Annotated in this window: 19 protein-coding genes, 1 tRNA gene and 1 pseudogene; 10 read left to right on the top strand and 11 right to left on the bottom strand. The window is 54.0% G+C overall.

Translation table 11 applies throughout. The annotated features are described in order from the left end of the window. Window positions 1-207 precede the first annotated feature (207 nt). Window positions 208-462: pseudogene (locus tag E0L35_RS18985) on the top strand (EAL domain-containing protein); the annotation flags it as partial. Between the two features lie 45 nt (window positions 463-507). After that, window positions 508-1,335, top strand: coding sequence for a PEP-CTERM/exosortase system-associated acyltransferase (locus E0L35_RS18980; protein ID WP_138801126.1), 828 nt, complete (start codon window positions 508-510; stop codon window positions 1,333-1,335). A gap of 9 nt (window positions 1,336-1,344) precedes the next feature. Here the strand turns inward: E0L35_RS18980 and E0L35_RS18975 are convergent, their stop codons facing one another. The 4 genes from E0L35_RS18975 to E0L35_RS18960 all read right to left on the bottom strand — a co-directional run bounded on the left by E0L35_RS18975 (window position 1,345) and on the right by E0L35_RS18960 (window position 4,513). Then, entirely contained in the window at window positions 1,345-2,004 is a 660-nt protein-coding gene (locus tag E0L35_RS18975; RefSeq protein WP_022522576.1) for a hypothetical protein, read from the bottom strand. A 135-nt stretch (window positions 2,005-2,139) separates the two neighbouring features. Next, on the bottom strand, window positions 2,140-3,105 hold the full coding sequence (locus E0L35_RS18970; protein WP_138801125.1) for a putative zinc-binding metallopeptidase: 966 nt from the start codon (window positions 3,103-3,105) through the stop codon (window positions 2,140-2,142). A gap of 98 nt (window positions 3,106-3,203) precedes the next feature. Further along, on the bottom strand, window positions 3,204-3,935 hold the full coding sequence (gene nfsA / locus E0L35_RS18965) for an oxygen-insensitive NADPH nitroreductase (RefSeq protein WP_138801124.1): 732 nt from the start codon (window positions 3,933-3,935) through the stop codon (window positions 3,204-3,206). Window positions 3,936-4,033: 98 nt separating this feature from the next. Then, window positions 4,034-4,513, bottom strand: coding sequence for a metallophosphoesterase family protein (locus E0L35_RS18960; RefSeq protein WP_027960061.1), 480 nt, complete (start codon window positions 4,511-4,513; stop codon window positions 4,034-4,036). A 245-nt stretch (window positions 4,514-4,758) separates the two neighbouring features. On the opposite strand from E0L35_RS18960, the gene E0L35_RS18955 reads away from it, so the two are divergent. Continuing rightward, window positions 4,759-5,526 (top strand): class I SAM-dependent methyltransferase, encoded by a 768-nt coding sequence (locus E0L35_RS18955; RefSeq protein ID WP_138801123.1) that lies wholly within the window; start codon window positions 4,759-4,761, stop codon window positions 5,524-5,526. Window positions 5,527-5,615: 89 nt separating this feature from the next. On the opposite strand, the gene E0L35_RS18950 is transcribed toward E0L35_RS18955, so the two are convergent. After that, window positions 5,616-7,295, bottom strand: coding sequence for a methyl-accepting chemotaxis protein (locus E0L35_RS18950; protein ID WP_138801122.1), 1,680 nt, complete (start codon window positions 7,293-7,295; stop codon window positions 5,616-5,618). 129 nt (window positions 7,296-7,424) lie between these two features. Continuing rightward, window positions 7,425-7,991 carry a polymer-forming cytoskeletal protein gene (locus tag E0L35_RS18945; protein ID WP_152419273.1) on the bottom strand — a complete coding sequence of 189 codons (567 nt, stop codon included), beginning with the start codon at window positions 7,989-7,991 and terminating at the stop codon, window positions 7,425-7,427. A gap of 195 nt (window positions 7,992-8,186) precedes the next feature. Here E0L35_RS18945 and E0L35_RS18940 point away from each other — a divergent pair, with 195 nt between their 5' ends. Beyond that, window positions 8,187-8,753, top strand: coding sequence for a polymer-forming cytoskeletal protein (locus E0L35_RS18940; RefSeq protein WP_035538778.1), 567 nt, complete (start codon window positions 8,187-8,189; stop codon window positions 8,751-8,753). A 15-nt stretch (window positions 8,754-8,768) separates the two neighbouring features. On the opposite strand, the gene moeB is transcribed toward E0L35_RS18940, so the two are convergent. The 5 genes from moeB to hemA are packed head-to-tail and all read right to left on the bottom strand — an operon-like array spanning window position 8,769 to window position 13,309. Then, window positions 8,769-9,524 carry a molybdopterin-synthase adenylyltransferase MoeB gene (moeB, locus tag E0L35_RS18935; protein ID WP_039859611.1) on the bottom strand — a complete coding sequence of 252 codons (756 nt, stop codon included), beginning with the start codon at window positions 9,522-9,524 and terminating at the stop codon, window positions 8,769-8,771. 4 nt (window positions 9,525-9,528) lie between these two features. Beyond that, on the bottom strand, window positions 9,529-10,029 hold the full coding sequence (locus E0L35_RS18930; RefSeq protein WP_007113443.1) for an Lrp/AsnC ligand binding domain-containing protein: 501 nt from the start codon (window positions 10,027-10,029) through the stop codon (window positions 9,529-9,531). Window positions 10,030-10,062: 33 nt separating this feature from the next. Then, on the bottom strand, window positions 10,063-10,911 hold the full coding sequence (prmC, locus tag E0L35_RS18925; protein ID WP_138801121.1) for a peptide chain release factor N(5)-glutamine methyltransferase: 849 nt from the start codon (window positions 10,909-10,911) through the stop codon (window positions 10,063-10,065). Continuing rightward, window positions 10,911-11,999 (bottom strand): peptide chain release factor 1, encoded by a 1,089-nt coding sequence (gene prfA, locus E0L35_RS18920; RefSeq protein WP_009287574.1) that lies wholly within the window; start codon window positions 11,997-11,999, stop codon window positions 10,911-10,913. The genes prmC and prfA overlap by 1 nt, the downstream gene beginning before the upstream one ends. Next, window positions 11,996-13,309: a glutamyl-tRNA reductase gene (gene hemA, locus E0L35_RS18915; RefSeq protein WP_009287573.1), complete on the bottom strand. Its 1,314-nt coding sequence runs from the start codon at window positions 13,307-13,309 to the stop codon at window positions 11,996-11,998. The genes prfA and hemA overlap by 4 nt, the downstream gene beginning before the upstream one ends. Window positions 13,310-13,673: 364 nt before the next feature. Here hemA and E0L35_RS18910 point away from each other — a divergent pair, with 364 nt between their 5' ends. The 6 genes from E0L35_RS18910 to E0L35_RS18885 all read left to right on the top strand — a co-directional run bounded on the left by E0L35_RS18910 (window position 13,674) and on the right by E0L35_RS18885 (window position 18,965). Further along, window positions 13,674-15,437 (top strand): tetratricopeptide repeat protein, encoded by a 1,764-nt coding sequence (locus E0L35_RS18910; protein WP_169331558.1) that lies wholly within the window; start codon window positions 13,674-13,676, stop codon window positions 15,435-15,437. A 109-nt stretch (window positions 15,438-15,546) separates the two neighbouring features. Then, window positions 15,547-16,209, top strand: a complete 663-nt coding sequence (gene lolB, locus E0L35_RS18905) for a lipoprotein insertase outer membrane protein LolB (RefSeq protein ID WP_138801120.1) — start codon at window positions 15,547-15,549, stop codon at window positions 16,207-16,209. 14 nt (window positions 16,210-16,223) lie between these two features. Next, window positions 16,224-17,078 (top strand): 4-(cytidine 5'-diphospho)-2-C-methyl-D-erythritol kinase, encoded by an 855-nt coding sequence (ispE, locus tag E0L35_RS18900; RefSeq protein WP_009287570.1) that lies wholly within the window; start codon window positions 16,224-16,226, stop codon window positions 17,076-17,078. A 71-nt stretch (window positions 17,079-17,149) separates the two neighbouring features. Next, window positions 17,150-17,224 (top strand) — tRNA-Gln (locus E0L35_RS18895). A 58-nt stretch (window positions 17,225-17,282) separates the two neighbouring features. Further along, a complete protein-coding gene (locus tag E0L35_RS18890; protein ID WP_009287569.1) occupies window positions 17,283-18,224 on the top strand; it encodes a ribose-phosphate pyrophosphokinase in 942 nt (313 codons plus the stop codon). A gap of 96 nt (window positions 18,225-18,320) precedes the next feature. Next, window positions 18,321-18,965, top strand: a complete 645-nt coding sequence (locus tag E0L35_RS18885) for a 50S ribosomal protein L25/general stress protein Ctc (protein ID WP_009287568.1) — start codon at window positions 18,321-18,323, stop codon at window positions 18,963-18,965. Window positions 18,966-19,134 lie beyond the last annotated feature (169 nt).

The following is a 19,134-nucleotide window of genomic DNA, read 5'->3' as shown; positions in this document are numbered from 1 at the left end:
CAGCAGGTCAGCGAGGCTTAACGCCTGGGAAGCGGCGTAGTCACTTAACGGCATGTTCTGCGCTGAGGCACAGTAAAGATGACCCAGCCAAAAGGCGCGGGTAGGGTTGAGTTCACAGGTCATGGTGATCTCCAAAACCAACAAGAGATCATTAGTGTGAAGAGGCGTAATTAGCTTGAGTAGATGGGTTTGGTGGCTCGCTTACGGCAGTTACCCGTCGACTATATTAAAATAGATGGTTCCTTTATTCGCAGCCTGCTGATTAGCGCTGACAGCCGCGTCATTGTTCGTGCTATTGCCGACATCGCTAAAGGTTTTGGCAAGCAAACCATTGCTGAATTCGTTGATCAAGAAGCGCTATTGCCAATACTAAAGGCCTATGGGATAACTTATGGTCAAGGGTTTCATTTAGGCAGGCCTATAAAAATCATCGAAGCATTTAGTGGAATTAGTGCTCAATAATGGATACCGTTTATACTTAACTCTGGATTTAAATAGGGATAGTACATGAGCTCTTTACCACTGCAAGTGAAGAACAAGGATGCGTCAGCGGCATTTATTACAAGATTCATACAAGAGTTCAAATTCAAACTCTGCATAACTGAGCATGAGAAACAACTGGCTTATCGTTTAAGACATGATGTTTACTGCGAAGAACTTGAGTACGAAGAAGCCAGCGACCCCATAAAAAAACTCGAATTTGATATCCATGACCAAAACTCTATTCATTGTTTGATAGAACACCGCAGAACAGGACTAGTGGCAGGCTGCGTGCGGGTGGTTATGCCTCAGGCCTCCAGACCTCATCCACTTAACCAGCTTCCATTACAATCTTATGGCAGCCAAAGCCTTACACACGCAGAGCTGCATCCCGACAAACTTGCCCAAGGCAGTTACTATGAAATCTCACGACTGGCTGTGAATCGCCTTTTCAGAATAAGACTTAAAGATAGCTCTACTTCTTTAGAAAGCTCGACTACCAATCACAATGTTACCTTTTTTTCTACTGAAGAGAGGCAGCTCTTCCCACTACTAGCCACGAGCCTATTTGTCACCGGCTATGCTTTAGGGAGGCAGCTAGGTAAAATTCAAGTTTTTGCAATGATGGAACCTAGCTTGCCCCGACTTCTTGCTCTGACAGGCTTTCACTTCACCAAAGTCGGCGAAACAATCAACTTCCATGGAAGAAGAAGTGCTTACTACATCAATAAGCAACAAGCAGAGAGTGGATTAAAGAAATCATTGCTCCCCCTCTACTTGCACATACAGCAAACGCTGGCCCTCCAGCTAGAAGAAATGCTAGCTCAAGATGTTAGTACCTCACTAATAACTTGAATATTTTATCTATACCGTGGCCGCGGCGCTTTCTCGATCATCCAACGAAGCAGAACATCTAAAATCATCAACCGTTACGCTGGTGAATTTCTCTAAGAAAAACACGAGCGTTTCAGGATATTGGAAACGCTCCTCGAAGCGCTCTTGGCCCTCTTGCGAACGCCGTGTCACGCTTGCTCTATAGCCGCCATTAGATTTAGTCACTTTTACGCTATTTTCGCGGCTTCCATCACGCTTAATGGCCGTTAATGGAGAGCTATCGCTTAATAAAACGTCTAGCTGTCGAGCGGCAGTGCGCTCTTCATCAGATGCCCAGAGAGGTTGATCTCGGTCACCATAACGGTAGAGCATAATCACCAGCATGACCGAAAAAATACTGCTGGTCAGCATCCAGGTTAATAAAACGCTCGAAAGCGCCGTTGTCAGCATGATGAACATTTGAATCACGATACCCACTGCCAGCACACCGGCCAGAGGCCTCCACATACGCGGGTTCATAAACCCGCGCTTGAGGATATACCCCCAAAGCCCAATCACCGACAATGCCCCTAACAACAAATGAATGGGGGCAAGCAGCGTTCCTCCTCCAGCCAATATAGCAATTACCCCAATAATCACTATTAAACTGTAGAAAGCAGCTAGCAGGTAGTAAGCACGATCAAGAGTCATATGCAGTCTCCATGCGGGTTAGCCGATAACCTAATCGCCATCGGTTTTATTGTTATTGGTATACGGAAAAATCCTTAAACTGCAGTATAGGTTATGACGAAAATTCTTCACTATTGCCGATGTAGCCAATACAGGTCATAACCCCTGCGCCCCTCGGCGTAGCCAATCATGCACGAAAGCGAGCTTATGTCGGGCAGTCTCTGAGAGGACAAAGGGATAAAGATCCGGCAAGCCCATTGAGCGATTAACATGATTAACGCCCACGGTGAGTGAAGCTGCCACGTAGATCAAGCGCTCTGCATCAGGCTCTGCATACGGCTCCCATTGATGGCTAGGCAGCTCTGGTGAAGAGAGATCTGATGCCGCAAAGCTATCGGCAATATCGGTTAAATGCAGCAGGTGAGCAGCAGTCTCGGCCCAATCTTCATGAGGGTGCGCAGAGGCATAAGTGGTTAAATAGCGCTCTTTCCAATCAGGCGGCGGCCCATTTTGGTAGTGGTGCTGAAGCGCAGCCTGATAATCCTGACGCTCATCACCAAACATCTCGCGAAAGGCACTCAGAAAATCCTCACGTAAGCTAAGCCGCCACCAGAGCATGTGCGAAATCTCGTGGCGCATATGACCAATCATCGTTCGGTATGGCTCTTCTAACGCTTCCCTACGCGTCGTAACCAGCACGGGGTCTACCTCGGCCACACTAATGGTCACCACCCCTTCAATGTGCCCCATCGGCACAGGCGTGGGGCCTTCGGCGAGTAGATGGAAAACCGGCGGAGCGCCTGGGTCTTCCGGACGAAACCAGTGCCAACGACCCAGGTTATCCAAAACCCAGCGTTTAGCCGCTTCCGTTTGTGCCCAGTTCGGAATAGCGTTGGGAAGACTAGGATCTGGCGCCAGTGCTGTCATCGCACAAGCGCGGCAAAAAGCCCCCTCTTTAGGGGCAATCCAGTTGCAGCCAATAACGTCACGATTGATGCAAAAAGGCGGCATTGGCACAAAGGCCCGGGCCTGAGGGTCGTAGGCAACGGGGGTACCATCTGCGGTTGCGAGATTATCGAACCATAGAGAGCCGGAACCGACGGGATTTGAAAATACGCGCATACGGTAAAGCTCCTGAAAGCGAGGAAAAGAGAACCTCAACCGATTGACTGAGCGTTCTCTTTTCCAAAAATCCTATTAAAAACAGTGTGCAGTGCCCTTTATTTCATTTCAAAACCGCGCTTGATTAAAAAATCGCGCATATGGGGGCGCAGCTTGTTATCGAACAAAGGTTTGAGATTGCGGGACCAGTCGGTGTCTTTATTACTGCTACTGCGAGCCCGATAGTATGCCTGCATAGCCGTATCGAAGGCCTCTACCTGTTCACCGTCTTCAGTGTAGTAGTCTTCTTTCAGAACCGCCTCCACGGGTAAGCGCGGCTTCACTTCAGGCTCTTGATCCGGATAGCCGAGGCACATACCAAACACTGGGTACACGTGCTTGGGGAGGCGTAGCAGGTCGCTAACCTCCTGGGGATTATTGCGGATACCACCAATATAACAGATCCCCAACTCTTCGGACTCAGCCGCCACTGCCACATTTTGCGCCATCAACGCCGTATCCACTGTTGCTACCAACAGTTGCTCGGTCATGCCCCGCACAACGTTTGCACCGGTGCGCTCTGAAGCCTCCGTGGGACGCTTCATATCGGCACAGAAAACTAGAAAGTCTGCACAGGTGGCAATATAACCTTGCCCACCGGCCAGTTCTGCTATCTGCTCACGGTTCGCCTGGTCTTTTACATGGATAACCGTATACGCCTGAACGTGGCTGGAGGTCGCTGCCCCCTGCCCGGCTTGGATAAGCTCCAGCAGCAATTCTTTCGGGATCGGCCGGTCGCTAAATTTACGGATCGAACGGTGGGATTTCAGCAGCTTAATAACGTCGTTCATGGAACCTCGCTTATCTTGATAACGCTTATTTAAAACAGCTAACTAACAGGGTAACAGATTTGTACAACATGACAGGATTGCGGATGGCGTTAACATGGCTATAGCAAATGCATGATCGCGCCCCGTACGCCATATTGATCTATCCATAATTTGCCTAGGGTAATCGGCAGTTTGAATCGCCGCTTTCCCGCCGCACCTGGGTTGAAAAGCAGCATTCCCTCCTGGTATTCATTGCGGGGCTTATGGGAGTGGCCATGCAGAAGTGCATCGCAAGCCAACCTCGGGTCGTAATCCTCTAAGCGGTGCACAAGGCGCAGGTGCTTCTCGTTCACAATGATGTCCTGATGTGTCGGTAAACTCGTCGCCCACGCCGCCGTATCGATATTGCCCTTAACGCAATGCACCGGCGCCAGTGTCTCCAAACGCTGCAAAATCGTTTTATCTGCCTCTTTGCTACCTACATCCCCCAAGTGAAGAATGAGCTCGCACCCCTGCAGCAGACAAAGTGCCTCATCACGCAGCAAACCGTGGGTATCGGCAATCACTCCAACGGGAGAATTAACTCTATAGCAAGGCATAGATGGGCTCATTAACAACCTCTTCCAGCGGCTAAATGGTGTCATTCTAGCTTTTTTTACTAGACCACTATTAAAAGTTGCTTATCAAGGCCGATATCTAAGTTATCAAATAGATAGTGCTGGCGAGTCATTTATTATGATTTTCATTGGCTATCTAATAAGTTAGGCACCAGCAAGCTATACTGATATGGCTATACGTTGATAACTGAATTTTGACGGAATAATAACGACGCCAGGAAGCCGATATGACCCATACCCCTCAAAATGCACCCGGGCAAGAGTGGAATGCCAGCGACTACGCCCAGAATGCTAATTTTGTACCTAAGCTAGGCAGCGAAGTGGTCAAGCTGTTAGCGCCTCAAGCCGGCGAACGTATTTTGGATCTTGGCTGCGGCGACGGCTCTTTGACAGAGCGCCTTGTGCAACTGGGCGCTGACGTTCTCGGTGTTGACGCTTCAGAAGAGATGGTAAATGCCGCCCGCCAACGGGGCATTACCGCTCGCGTTGTTGATGGCCACCAATTGCCCTTCGACCATGAGTTTGATGCGGTATTTAGCAATGCGGCGCTGCACTGGATGCTTGACCCTCAGTCGGTACTCGCAGGCGTTAAGCGTGCATTGAAGCCGGGAGGCCGGTTTGTGGCTGAGTTCGGTGGTCATGGCAATGTCGCCGCTATTTGCACCGCGCTGATTGCCGCTCTCCAGTTTCGGGGCATTAGCGCCCGCGGCCGTCATCCGTGGTATTTCCCGACCACCCATGAATATGGCCATCTGCTGGAAACCGTCGGTTTCAAAGTAGAAAGCATTGAGCTGATCCCACGCCCGACTCCGCTGCCCACCGGCATGATTGGATGGCTTGAGACGTTTGCCAGCCCGTTCTTACATGGGCTCGACGAGGATGTGCGCGATGCCGTGCTTGAGAATACCATGACGCTGCTGGGCCACAGCCTACGCGATGAGCAAGGAAACTGGACGGCAGATTATGTGCGTCTGCGCGTTTCTGCTCGCGCGTAAGCGATAGCTGCCTCTGAGGTGTGCTGAGATGTAAAAAAGCTGCCGATGATAAGTGCGCTTGTCATCGGCAGCTTGTAGTTAATTCAGACCTAGAACTCATCCCATTCATCGACGGCCTCTTTTTTACTTTGCGTCGCCTGCTGGCGTGGCGCTGGCTCAATACGACCGTCAACTTGTTGCTGCTGAGTAGTGCCCTTATGCGTCAGCGCAACAGCGCTGGTAGCACTCTCATCAATGCGGAAGGTAGCCATCAAGTCGGCCAGCTCACGGGCCTGCCCCTCTAGAGCGCTAGCCGCCGAGCTGGTTTGTTGCACCAGCGCTGCGTTTTGCTGAGTGACCGAATCCATTTCAGTAAGAGCAGCGTTAATCTGCTCAATGCCACTATTCTGCTCCCGCGTCGCGGTCGAAATTTCGCCCATCAGAGTGGTGACTTGACGAATCGCATCCACTGTTTGATAAATCGTCTGTCCACTGCGCTCCGCTTGTTCAGCGCCGCCGTTAATCTTCGTGGTGGTCTGCTCGATCAGGCTACGAATCTCTTTGGCCGAGTCAGCACTTCGCGTCGCTAGTGAGCGAACTTCACTGGCCACCACGGCAAAGCCACGACCTTGTTCGCCTGCACGTGCGGCTTCAACCGATGCATTGAGCGCTAAAATATTGGTTTGGAAGGCAATAGAGTCAATCACACCGATAATATCGTTTACCTGGCTCGCACTGGCTGCAATCTCACGCATGAGTTGCACCGTGCGCTCCACCTCTTCACCACCTGTCTCCGCCGACTGTGACGCCGCCACCGAGAGCTGATCCGCTTCTTCGGCCGTTTCAGCATTTTTACTTACCGTCGTCGACATCTCCTCCATGCTGGAAGCGGTTTGCTGAAGCGCGGAGGCCTGCTGCTCGGTTCGTGAAGAGAGATCCTGGCTTCCCGCAGAGATATCACCCGCCCCGCTGAAGACCTGTTCGCTACTGCCTCTCAATGCTATCACCAGCTGTTTTAACTTCTCCTGCATGGCCGCCAGGCCACCGAACAACTGACCAATTTCATTACGGCCCCGATCTTCAATTTGACCTGTCAGATCACCATCAGCAATCCGTGCAAAATGCTCACTGGCACGCCGAAGGGGCCTTACAACGCTACGCATCATTGCCCACCGAATGACCACCACGGCCACCAGTGAAATCACTAAAAGGGTAATCGCAATGACGCCAATAGTCGTCGCCAAGCGATTGACCTGCTGAAGAACGCTAGCGCCACGCTCTTCGGTATAAGCAATAAAACCGCTCATGGCCAGATCCAGCTCGGCGCTTAATACTCCCAGTTCCTCTTGCCTGCGCTGGATTTGGAAAGGGGCGGCCTCGAGCAGTGGCGAAATGCCCTCTGTCACAAAGGCATTGTAAGCGCTGATAATCGCATCACGGTGGGGTGCAAGTGTGCCTTCAGGATTGATTGGCACAGCACGAAACTCATTAAAACGTGCCTCTGCCTCAGCTACCGCCTCTGCAGCCATGGCAAGGCTCTCCTGCCCCTTTTCTGGATTACCCTGAGTGCTAAAACTTGCCGAGCGGTCTAAAAACGTTTGTGCTCTGAGTGCATTGACTTGCGTGCGGTTGGCTAAATTCGTCAGCCGCACGTTGGTAGCCGTCAGTTCTTCAAGCGCCTGAGAGCTATTGTGATTAGCAAAAAAACCAAGACCACTGATCAACCCAATCATAAGCACCAGCAAGGCTAACGCAGCAGTCAGGCTCCATTTAATAGAGAGGTGCTTCATCCCGTTGATCCCTTTTTCGTTTATAAGTCATTTAATTAGGTATCGGCCAGGTTAAAACCAACTGAAGCACTGCAGAGCGAATCTAGACGTTGGTATAATAAATAGCGTGACAGATGTAGCAGCTAGCGGTTAAGACACCATGGCAATTTTGTGTAGGTTGACCTTCTTAGCCACATCCACCTGGAGCCAAGCGCCCGCCATGCACTCTAGGCTAGGCGCCTCGACTATCCCCTGAATACGCGCCCGAGACAGCAGTGTGGCTTTAGTGTTGGCTTTAAGCGTACCGACCATTTTTCCGTCAATATCGACACTGTTGCCTTCAAGATACGATGCGACGTGGCCAGAGGCAGTCACAGAGACAGGATGATTAGGCGCAATAAGAGTCCCCTCCAAACGGCCCTTAATGAGCACAGGCTCATCGGCGATCACTTTGCCTAAAATATGAGTGGCTGACCCAATTCGGCTGCCACCTGGCATGCACTGGATGGCGGGAGACGTCACAGCGGAGGCTTCTTCAGGTGGCGACATTGCTTCAAAGGGGTGTTCTGAGATGGAAGCGGAATCCACTGCAGGCGCTTTGTGTGGTCTCCCTGCGGCGCTTAAAGCGCGCTGTTTTAGCTTACGGCGCTTGCCATCCCATACGATCAGCGTCATTACGCCAACGCCCAGCACAATAAACCATACTTGAATGCCCATACCGCTTCCTGCCGCTTTAGATGTGGTTGCCCCAGCTAACGTTATACTCGCTCTTTTATATTGCGGCGGCGTGAATAAGCCCACTCACTTGGCTTAACTCCAGGCTTTGAGACAGTAACAAGCCGATTAAGGTATTCAATGCTCAATACCACGCACCCCAAAGGCGCTCTGGCGTCATTCACTAGGAGCCACCCTATGTTTAACAAAGCCAAGAATGCCCCACCTGAGAATAAGGCTGCGGCGCTAACGCCACCTGATACACGCTCATCAGCAACACTAGGCACGCCAACCAGCAGTGCACGACCAAGCCTCTCCGTTATTGGGGGTCATACGCAAGTGGAGGGAGACATTAATAGCGATGAGGATTTGACAGTAGAGGGACGCGTAAGCGGCATTATCACCTGTAAACAACACACCGTGACGCTAGGTGCCAATGGCTATATCAACGGCGATGTATTTGCTCACACACTGCATATATCAGGCGAGGTAACCGGAAACCTGGTGGCACACCACCGCGCAACCATTCATAAGGGAGCCCAGGTTTCAGGCACTATTGTTGCCCCCTGCCTGGTACTTGAAGATGGCAGCGTTTTCCACGGCAGTATCGATATGAACCCCGACAACGATGTGCTGAAAAGTGCCTTTAGCGACGCTATCGGCAGCATGACTAAAACCTCGCCAAAAGCAACCGTTGAAAAGCATTCAACCACGAGTGCGAACGCCGCAGAGCATGACACAACAGAAGCAAAAGCTAACGATTAAGTCGCTTTCAGCACATCAGAGACGCTGAGCGCACACTGGGCAAGCGGGATCGCGAGGCACTAGGAAGTGCCGCCATTGGCCGCTTAAACCATCAAAGGTAGAGAGGCCTTGGTGGGCAGAACCTGCGCCACTAAGCAGCTTAAAGGCTTCAACCGCCTGAAAGCAGCCGATCAAGCCCACCAGTGGCGCCATGACGCCACTTTCTGAGCAGCTTAGCGCTTCATCGCCACTTTCGTCGGGCGGATAGAGGCAGGCGTAGCAGGGACACTCGGCATTGCGTGGGTCAAAGACTGCCAACTGACCTGAAAAGCGAATTGCCGCACCCGATACCAGCGGCACACCTGCTTTTTGGGACGCCGCATTCACCGCATAGCGGCTTGAGAAACGGTCGGTACAGTCGAGCACCACATCCGCCGAAGCGACTAACCGCTCAAGCGATTCGCCTTCAACATGTTGGTCTAACGCAACCACTTGGCAGTGGGGATTGAGTGCGCACATGCTGGCCTGGGCAGAGTGCGCTTTATTTAAACCAATACTGGACTGCTGATGGGCAATTTGCCGTTGAAGATTGGAAAGCTCGACATGATCGGCATCGGCAATGGTGATGCGCCCGACCCCAGCAGCAGCTAAATAGAGCGCTGCCGGAGAGCCCAAACCGCCGGCCCCAATAATCACTGCATGGGCAGATTGCAGGCGCTCTTGGCCCTCGAAATCCACCTCGGGCAGCATGATCTGACGGCTATAGCGCAGCAGCGCCTGGTCATCCATCATCGGCTTACTTATCCTCAAATTCCTCAAAGGCAGGAATGTGTAAATTGAAGCTCTCTTTGACCTCTTCCATCACCACGTAGCTTTTCGACTCTTTCACGCCCGGTAGCGTTAACACCACATCGCCCAATAGCTGGCGGTAAGCGGCCATTTCGGGAATGCGGCACTTCAAGATGTAGTCGAACTGACCCGAGACAAGGTGGCACTCCTGAATCTGCGGTAGCTTCTCGACGGCACGGCGAAACTCATCAAAGACCGCTGGCGATTGCGTTTCTAAGCTGATCTCGACAAAAACTAATAAATTGGCCTTCAAAGCCCGCGGGTCAAGAATGGCTTGGTAACCACGAATAATACCCGCTTTCTCCAAACGCTTAACGCGTTCAAGGCAAGGGGTTGTGGATAAACCCACTTCCGAAGCTAAATCGACGTAAGAAATACGCGCATTTTCCTGCAAGCAGCGCAGGATTTTAAGGTCGATACGGTCCAGCGTTCTATTTTTTGGTTTCATGGCAGGATCCAATACTGATGAATCAGGCAGTTATTAAAGGTGCCCCAGGGTAACCCGTTCATGCCCCCCCAGGTCACGAGCACTTTCAACGTTTTTATAGCCAGCGCGCTCAAGCGCCTCGCGCACCATTTCGGCCTGTTTATAGCCGTGCTCTAGCAGCAACCAACCAGAAGCCGCTAGATAGCGCTGCGCGGAGTTTACCAAATGCAGCAAATCCGCCATGCCGCAGGCGTTAGCAACCAGCGCTGAGCGTGGCTCAAAACGCACATCGCCTTCGGCTAGATGAGGATCATCGGCGGCAATATATGGGGGATTACTGACGATAATATTGAACTGCTTATCTGCATCCGCACACGTTTCCAAAGCAGCAAACCAATCACTCTGTAAAAACCTAGCATTGGATATGCCTAACGAGCGCGCGTTACGGTTTGCCAACGCGACCGCCTCAAAGCGCAGATCCACCCCCACTACCTGCCAGTGAGGTTGTTCGCTGGCAAATGCCAGGGCAATGGCACCCGTTCCCGTGCCAAGATCGAGCAGCCGGCCTGAGGGGAGCGTCGCCCGCTTTAGGGCAAGCTCAACCAGGGTTTCAGTATCAGGCCTGGGTATCAACGTATCAGGTGAGGTGGCTAAGCGCAGCCCCCAAAATTCGCGTTCCCCGGTAAGGTAGGCAACCGGAGTGCCCTGGGAACGTGCAGCGATGAGCGCATCGAAACGGGCCTGCTCCCATAAGGAGCATATTTTATCGCCCCAGGTGTAGAGCCAAGTGCGATCACGCCCGAGCACGTGGCATAACAGCACTTCAGCGTCGATACGCGGCGAGCTGGAACCCGCCGCCTGCAAACGTTGGGCAGCCTGTTTCAACAGCGCATCAAGGGTCATTAGACATCCTGAAGGGCTGAGAGCTGTTCCGCTTGATACTCGTGAATCAGCGGGCTAATCACGTCATCCAACTGCTCGCCGCTGACCACTTCATTGAGTTTATAAAGCGTCAAATTAATGCGATGGTCGGTAATCCGCCCCTGGGGGAAATTATAGGTGCGGATACGCTCACTGCGATCCCCCGAACCCACTAGAGAACGGCGTGCATCTGCTTGCGTCTGACGCTGGCTATCGACGGCGTTACGCTTCAACTTCGCGGCCAGCAGCGACATCGCTTTGGCACGGTTTTTATGCTGACTGCGCTCTTCCTGACACTCCACCACCACGCCGGTAGGCAGGTGAGTAATGCGGATCGCAGAGTCCGTGGTGTTAACGTGCTGACCACCGGCGCCGCTGGAGCGGTAGGTATCCACGCGCAGATCCGAAGGATTGATATCGATATCGCCCACGTCATCGACTTCAGGCATCACTGCGACGGTGCAAGCAGAGGTGTGAATGCGGCCCTGGGATTCGGTCGCAGGGACGCGCTGTACCCGGTGAGCGCCGGATTCAAATTTCAGCTGGGCGTAAACACCATCGCCTTTGACGCGGGAAATGATCTCTTTGTAGCCGCCCTGCTCGCCATGACTGGCGCTCACCACCTCGACCCGCCAACCACGTTTTTCAGCGTAGCGGGAGTACATGCGAAACAGGTCACCGGCAAAAATTGCCGCTTCGTCGCCGCCGGTACCAGCACGCACTTCCAGAAACACCCCACGGCCATCATCAGGGTCTTTAGGCACCAGCAGGCGCTTCAGCTCGATATCCAGCTCGGCTAACCGCTCCCGCCCTTCGCTTAGCTCCATCTCCGCCAACTCGCGCATGTCCGCGTCGCTATCGCGGCTAAGCTGCTCGGCTTCGTGCATATTGGTTTCAATATCACGATAGCGCTGCCAGGCCGCCACCAGCTCCTCTAACTCAGCATACTCACGCGAATAATCGCGAAAGCGTTGCTGGTTATTGATCACGTCGGGATCCGACAGCAGCATCGCCAGCTCTTCAAAGCGTTCGGTAAAGCTGTCTAAGCGTTGGCGCAGAGTCTCTTTCATGCGGGCGTATCATCCTTCTGGCGGTTAACCGGGGGCGCTGGTGTAGTCTCAAAAGCAGGCTTAGTGGGCAACAGCAGGCGCGGAGCGGCGTTGAGTAAATCGTGGTGCTCTTCAGACGCTGCATCGCGTATGGCCTGGGTGGGCTGGTGGAGCAAACGGTTAGTCAATTGATGCGCCAAGCGCTCAATGACTTTAGCTGGATCTTCACCTCGTGCCAGCCGCTCCAACGCTTGGTCGCGGGAAAGATCGCGCAGCGCTTCACCATGCTGGCGGTAGTCGCGGATCAGTTCACCACCATTACGAATACGCCGCTCATGCTGCCAACTACCCACCCCGTGTTCGATCAGCGACTCGGCTTGGTCAGCGGCAACCTGGCGATGACGGCGATTTTCCTGGATAACCTCTTCCAGGTCATCCACGGTGTAAAGAAACACATCCGCTAATTCGCCCACTTCGGGCTCAATATCCCGAGGCACCGCGATATCGACCATAAATACCGGCCGATGGCGACGTTTTTTGAGCGCGCGCTCAACCATGCCTTTACCAAGTATAGGCAGCGGGGACGCGGTGGAAGAGATCACAATATCGGCGTTCTCGAGAGCGTCAGGAATCTCTTGCAGGGTGATCGCCGTTCCTCCCAGAGGGCCGGCGACCAACTCAGCGCGTTCCCGGGTGCGGTTAGCAACCGTAAGCTCTCGGACCCCCGCCTCATTTAGATGGCGCGCAACTAATTCAATAGTTTCACCGGCGCCTATTAGCAACGCCCGAGAACGGCTAAAGTCATCGAAAATGCGGCTGGCCATACTGACGGCAGCGTAAGCCACTGAAACGGGGTTTTTACCGATGCCGGTTTCGGTGCGCACCTGTTTGGCCACCGCAAAGGTATGCTGGAACAGGCGTTCAAGCTCGCCACCCAAGCCCTTGGATTGGCGCGCCTGCTGATAGGCATCCTTCAACTGCCCCAGAATCTGCGGCTCGCCCAGCACCATGGAATCCAGGCCAACCGCTACGCGCATTAAATGGCGCGCTGCATCGTTGTCTAGATAGTGGTAGGCACAGCGCATCAGCTCATCGACGCGTAAGTTATGAAAGCGTCCGAGCCAATTGAGTACTGCCTGCTCGCCAGCCGCATCCGTGACACAGTAAAGCTCCGTGCGGTTGCAGGTAGAAAGCACCGCCGCTTCACTGATTTGTGGCAGGTTACGCAATTCAGCCAATGCGGTTTCAAGCTGCGTTGGCGTAAAAGCCACCTGCTCACGCACGGCCACGCTGGCGGTACGATGATTTATTCCCAGGGCAAGAAGCGTCATGCGTTATGCGTCTTCGCTAGTGTGTCGGACTTTTTGGCAGCCGTCGTGATGATAAGCGGCTGCACCGTCAATTAGGGCTTGCTAAAACAAGTCTTTAGCGTGGTTCGGCGCTGCCTACAAATATCTGTAAGCTGCCTACAATAGTCTTTAATAAGTAGGCATAAAGTTTGCTGACCACTTTTTCAAGGAGGAACATTCTATCACAGCAGGCTATCATCTGGCCCACACCACTTTGCCGCAGGCAGGCAAGCCGCTATGCTGGGCATCTGGCCACTTAATCGAGAGACGCATGCGACCTCGCTTTTCTTTATTGGGCCCTGGTTTAAAGGGCTCTACCTGTTCGGGCTTCTCACTAGTGAGCGCTATGTTCCGGCATTCGATGCGATTACCTTTGGCCGCTTCTGCTGCTCTGCTGCTGAGCGCTTGCCAATCTACGCCCAGCCCTCAGGATAGCCACCTCGGCACCTGGGCCGATGACCCAATGCGCAATGCGCCGCCAATAACCCGCGGGCTGGATGCCGCGGGGCTCAGTACGCTGCTGGGCGCTGAGCTTGCTGGCCAGCGTGGCGACTATCGCTACGCGAGCCAGGGCTACCTGGAAGCGGCTAAGCGCTATCACGAGCCAGCGCTTGCTGAGCGCGCCACCTTCGCGGCCCGCTTTGGCGATGAAGCTTCATTAGTCGAAGCCTCGGCACTTCGCTGGCGAGAGCTTGCCCCCCAGGCAGAAGCACCCAATCGTCTGCTGGCAGCCTTTTCACTGCAGCGTGGTGATTGGCTCGACAGCCTTGAGCAGCGCATTGCGATTGTTGAAGCTGGCGGCCATGGCGATATCACCGCCTTTGCAGAGATCGCGGTGGCTGAAGAGGCACCATTAACGTTAATCGCCCAGCAGTTGCGTGAGCATTTAGCCCGCCCAAACGCTGACCAACTGCCCCATCACAGCGATGTACTGTTGGGCACGGCACTGATTGAGGCCGCCCTGGGTGATACAACGCTTGCCCAGCGGCGGCTTGATCAAGTCGAGTTGCTCGACCCCGAATCTGCTGCGTTATGGTTGGTGAAAGCTCGCTTGGCACTGGAGGTTGAGGATTACCCTGCCGCTCAACGCGCTGCCCAACAGGGCCTTGAACTCGCCCCTGACGATGTGCGGTTTATCCTGCTACTGGCTCAAGCAGAAATCCGCCTTAACAATATTAGCGCGGCTGAAGTGCAAACCAACGCTCTGCTAGAGAGCCATGCAGGCAATGAAGATCTGCGCTTATCGCTAGCCCAGCTTTATCTGGAAGAGGGGCACCCCGAACCCGCGCAACGCTTGCTGCAGCCGCTGATTGGCCAACCTAACGTGCCAGATTTAGCCTATTACCTACTTGGCGCCATCACCCAAGAGCAAGGCGATATCGATAATGCGCTGCTCTATTATCGCCAAGTCAGCGAGGGCAGTGAATTTTTGCCCGCTCGCGCGGCGGCCGCGCAAATGCTGATTGAGGAAGATCGCCTGCTGGATGCTCGCGCCTTCCTACGCATTGAACGGATGCGCTTTGATAATTACTTTACTGAATTGGTGATGCTCGAAGTGCAGTTGCTGGACGAAATAAATCAGCCTGCGGATGCTGATGCGCTATTAGACCGCGAAATTAGCCGTACACCTGATGACGCATCGCTGCTTTATATGCGTGCCATGCGGCGCTGGGAAGCAGGTGACATCGCGGGTATGGAGCAGGATTTACGTCAGATACTGCGCACCGACCCAGACAATGCCGAAGCGCTCAATGCGCTGGGCTACACACTGGCCGACCTTAACTTGCCAGGGCGCTTGCAAGAGGCGTTTGAGCTGATTGAGCGTGCCTACGAGGCTGATCCGGACAACCCTGCCGTGCTCGATAGCATGGGCTGGGTCTACTTCCGCCTTGGCGAACCTGAAGAAGCGCTGCCCTGGCTTGAAAGCGCCTATATGCAGCTACCTGACCAGGAGGTCGCTGCGCATCTGGCCGAAGTGCTAAATGCACTGGGGCGTGATGAAGAAGCGCGCCAGTTGATTCAGCAAATCATGCAGCGGACGAACCAACACCCACTGATCGACGGGCTACTCGAGCGTTATCCTGAGCTAAGCCCTGAGCTCAGTCCTTAAATAAGTCCTGAACTAACGCCGCCAGAGGCACCCTAACCCTGCGAACCCCATTTTAAGCGCCCCCATCATGTTACCCTTGCGCTATAACCACCTGACATGGAGCCTGTTTATGTTGACACTGACGTCCCCCTCGCCCCGCTGGCCATTGACACGTCACACTTCGCGCCTCTGGCTTGCCGGCTTCGCGCTTCTCTTGCTCGCCGGGTGTGCCTCCCAGGCTCCCATGGATGAAAATGGCCGCCAGGCAGGTCAGTGGGAGCGCCAGCAGGCCGATGTAGAAGCATTCGATACCTGGACGCTGGTCGGCAAGGCAGGATTGCGCACCCCAGAAGAGAACGTCAGCGCCAACCTGGACTGGAATCAAACCCCCTACTATTTCCGTATGCTGATCAGCGGGCCCTTTGGCGGCGGACGCAACGTGCTTGAGGGGCGCGAGGGACGTTTCTCCCTCTCCAATAGCGACGGCCGCTTTGAGGCAGAAACCCCAGAAGCGCTTATGGAAGAGCAGTTGGGCTGGTCACTCCCCGTCACCGCTATGCCCAACTGGGTGCGCGGCCTGCCCGGTGATCCTGATAATGACAATACCGGCAGTTATCAGCTAGAAACCGACGAACTGGGCTTTCCTAGCCATCTTACCCAAGACGGCTGGGAAATCGACTACCGCGACTGGGAGAAAGTCGACGATTTATGGCTGCCACGGCGCATGGTCATGCACTACGATGATGTGCGTATTACGCTGGTCGTCAACCAGTGGCAAGCTAGCGAAGAGTAAAGGTAACCGTTTCAATGAACGCGCCATTAACGCTTCCCGCGCCGGCCAAGCTTAACCGCATGCTGCATATAGTGGGCCGTCGTGAAGACGGCTACCACGCACTGCAAACGCTATTTCAGTTTATCGACCTGTGCGACCACCTTACGTTGGCCCCCCGCGATGACGGGGAAATTCAGTTAACCAGTGAGGTTAGCGGCGTTAGCCACGATGACAATTTGATCGTACGCGCCGCACGGTTATTGCAACAGCATAGCGGCACTGCACTAGGCGCTACGCTTACGATCGATAAGCAGTTGCCGATGGGAGGCGGTTTAGGGGGTGGCAGTTCCAACGCAGCCACCGCATTAGTGGGGCTCAACCACCTCTGGCAGCTCAATCTACCGTTAGTCGAACTAGCTCGCCTGGGGCTTCAGTTGGGGGCCGATGTGCCGGTATTCGTACATGGCCATAGCGCCTGGGGCGAAGGCGTTGGCGAACGGCTTACCCCGGTGACGCTTGATACCCCTTGGTTTGTGATTATTCACCCGGGTATTAGTGTGTCTACGTCAGGCGTCTTCCAAGACCCGCAATTGACACGTGACAGCCGCCCCATTACTATGGCGCGCGCACTGCAGGGGGGAGCGCCGGAGTGGCGCAATGACTGTGAGGCCGTGGTAAAGGAACGCTATCCGCCAATTGCGGAAGCCCTGAACTGGCTTGCACAGCACGCACCTAGTCGGTTGACCGGCACGGGGGCTTGTCTATTTGCTGCTTTCGATACACAGCAATCGGCACAAGCAATCGCGCAATTAGCGGGACAACATTGGCCGGCATGGGTAGCACGCGGACTCAACACCTCTCCCCTACATGATGCTCTGGGCTATTTATAGTTCCGCTCTGGGCTATTTACAGTCCCGCTCTGGGCAGTTAAAAGCGCCCGGTCAGCGCGTTAGGTTATTGCTGGGGTATCGCCAAGTGGTAAGGCACCGCTTTTTGGTAGCGGCATTCCCAGGTTCGAATCCTGGTACCCCAGCCAACCCAACAATGGCCTGCGTTTTTACCCCTGATCCCCAACACTGCAAAGGTGGCTGCGCGTGTCAAAATTGATGGTTTTCGCCGGGAACGCCAATCCCGCACTCGCTCAAAAAATTGCCGAGAGCTTAGATAGCCGTATGGGTAACGCTACGGTGGGTCAATTCAGCGACGGCGAAATCGCAGTCGAGATCAATGAGAACGTGCGCGGTAAGGATGTCTTCATTCTACAATCCACCTGTGCACCGACAAACGACAATCTGATGGAGTTGATCCTGATGGTCGACGCACTGCGTCGCGCCTCGGCAACTCGCATCACGGCGGTACTTCCCTACTTTGGTTATGCTCGCCAGGATCGCCGCGTGCGCTCCGCACGGGTACCGATTTCCGCCAAAGTAGTGGCGGACATGATGGTTAAAGCAGGCGTTGACCGCGTGATGACCATGGATCTACATGCTGATCAGATCCAGGGCTTCTTTGATGTTCCTGTCGACAACGTCTACGGCTCTCCCATTCTGCTGGATGATATCGAGCGTCAGAATTACAGCGACCTCGTCGTTGTTTCCCCTGACGTGGGCGGCGTTGTTCGCGCCCGTGCCATCGCCAAACAGCTGAATGCCGATCTCGCCATTATCGATAAGCGTCGCCCTCAGGCCAACCAGGCCCAGGTGATGCATATCATCGGCGAGATTGAGGGCCGCACCTGTGTCGTAGTCGACGACATGATCGACACCGCAGGCACGCTGTGTAAAGCCGGTGAAGCGTTAAAAGATCACGGCGCCAAGCGCGTGGTGGCCTATGCGACACACCCGATCCTGTCCGGCCCTGCAGTCGATAATATTACCAACTCCGTACTGGATGAAGTGGTGGTGACCGACACCATCCCGTTATCTGACGTTGCCCGTCGTAGCGGAAAAATTCGCCAGTTGAGCGTTGCTGGACTGATCGCAGAAGCGATTCGCCGGGTCAGCAACGAAGAATCTGTCAGCGCGATGTTCCACTAATCCGCTGACGATACAGCCCCCTTTTGGGGCCACGGAAACGTCGTCGTCTGGTCGCGGTCGGCGGCGTCTTCCTTACTTAAACTAAGAGGCAATTCCATGTCTGATTTTATCCTGAAAGCCAGCGTTCGTAACGACCTGGGGAAAGGTGCGAGCCGCCGCCTGCGTCGTGCGAACCAGCAAGTGCCGGCCGTTGTATACGGTGGCGAAAAAGGCGCGCAGTCCATCGCTGTTGAAAAAACCGCTTTCTACAAAGCGATTGAAGATGAGTCTTTCTTCTCTTCCGTCATCAAACTGATGATCGAAGGTAAAGAAGAGCAAGTCGTTGTTCGTGACCTGCAGCGTCACCCTTTCAAGCCGTTGCTGACCCACGCCGACTTCCTGCGCGTTGATGCGACTCACGAAATCACCATCAACGTGCCACTGCACGTGACGGGCGAAGAGAAGTGTGTCGGTATCAAAGACCAAGGCGGCGAACTGCACGTACTGGCCAACGAAGTGGCGATCAGCTGCTTGCCGAAAGACCTGCCTGACTTTATCGAAGTCGACATCGCTGCCGTTGAGCTTGGCACGACACTGCACCTGTCTGACCTTACCCTACCGGCCGGCGTCACCTCAGTTGACCTGTCCCACGGTGAAGAGCACGACAATGCAGTACTCAGCATCACGAAAGTAAAAGTGCGTGCTGATGCAGAAGATGAAGATGGTGAAAGCGAAGGCGAAGAAGACAGCAGCGCCGAGTAAGTATCCCGTTAAGCATCTTATGGGGGCCATGCCTGCATGGCCCTTGTGATGCTGACACGATGTTAGAATCAAGCGCCTCGGCGCTTGATTTTTTTTAGGGCCGTCGCTGGCGCGGCGTCAACCATGTTTTCTGGATTGTTTTAGTCTTCTGGATAGTTTTGGTCTTCTG

The sequence above is a fragment of the Halomonas sp. ATBC28 genome, from assembly GCF_005937175.1.
GTDB classification, from domain to species: Bacteria; Pseudomonadota; Gammaproteobacteria; order Pseudomonadales; family Halomonadaceae; genus Vreelandella; species Vreelandella titanicae.
The sequence above is the reverse complement of the archived record's forward strand: the minus strand, read 5'-3'. Positions and strand labels throughout refer to the sequence as shown.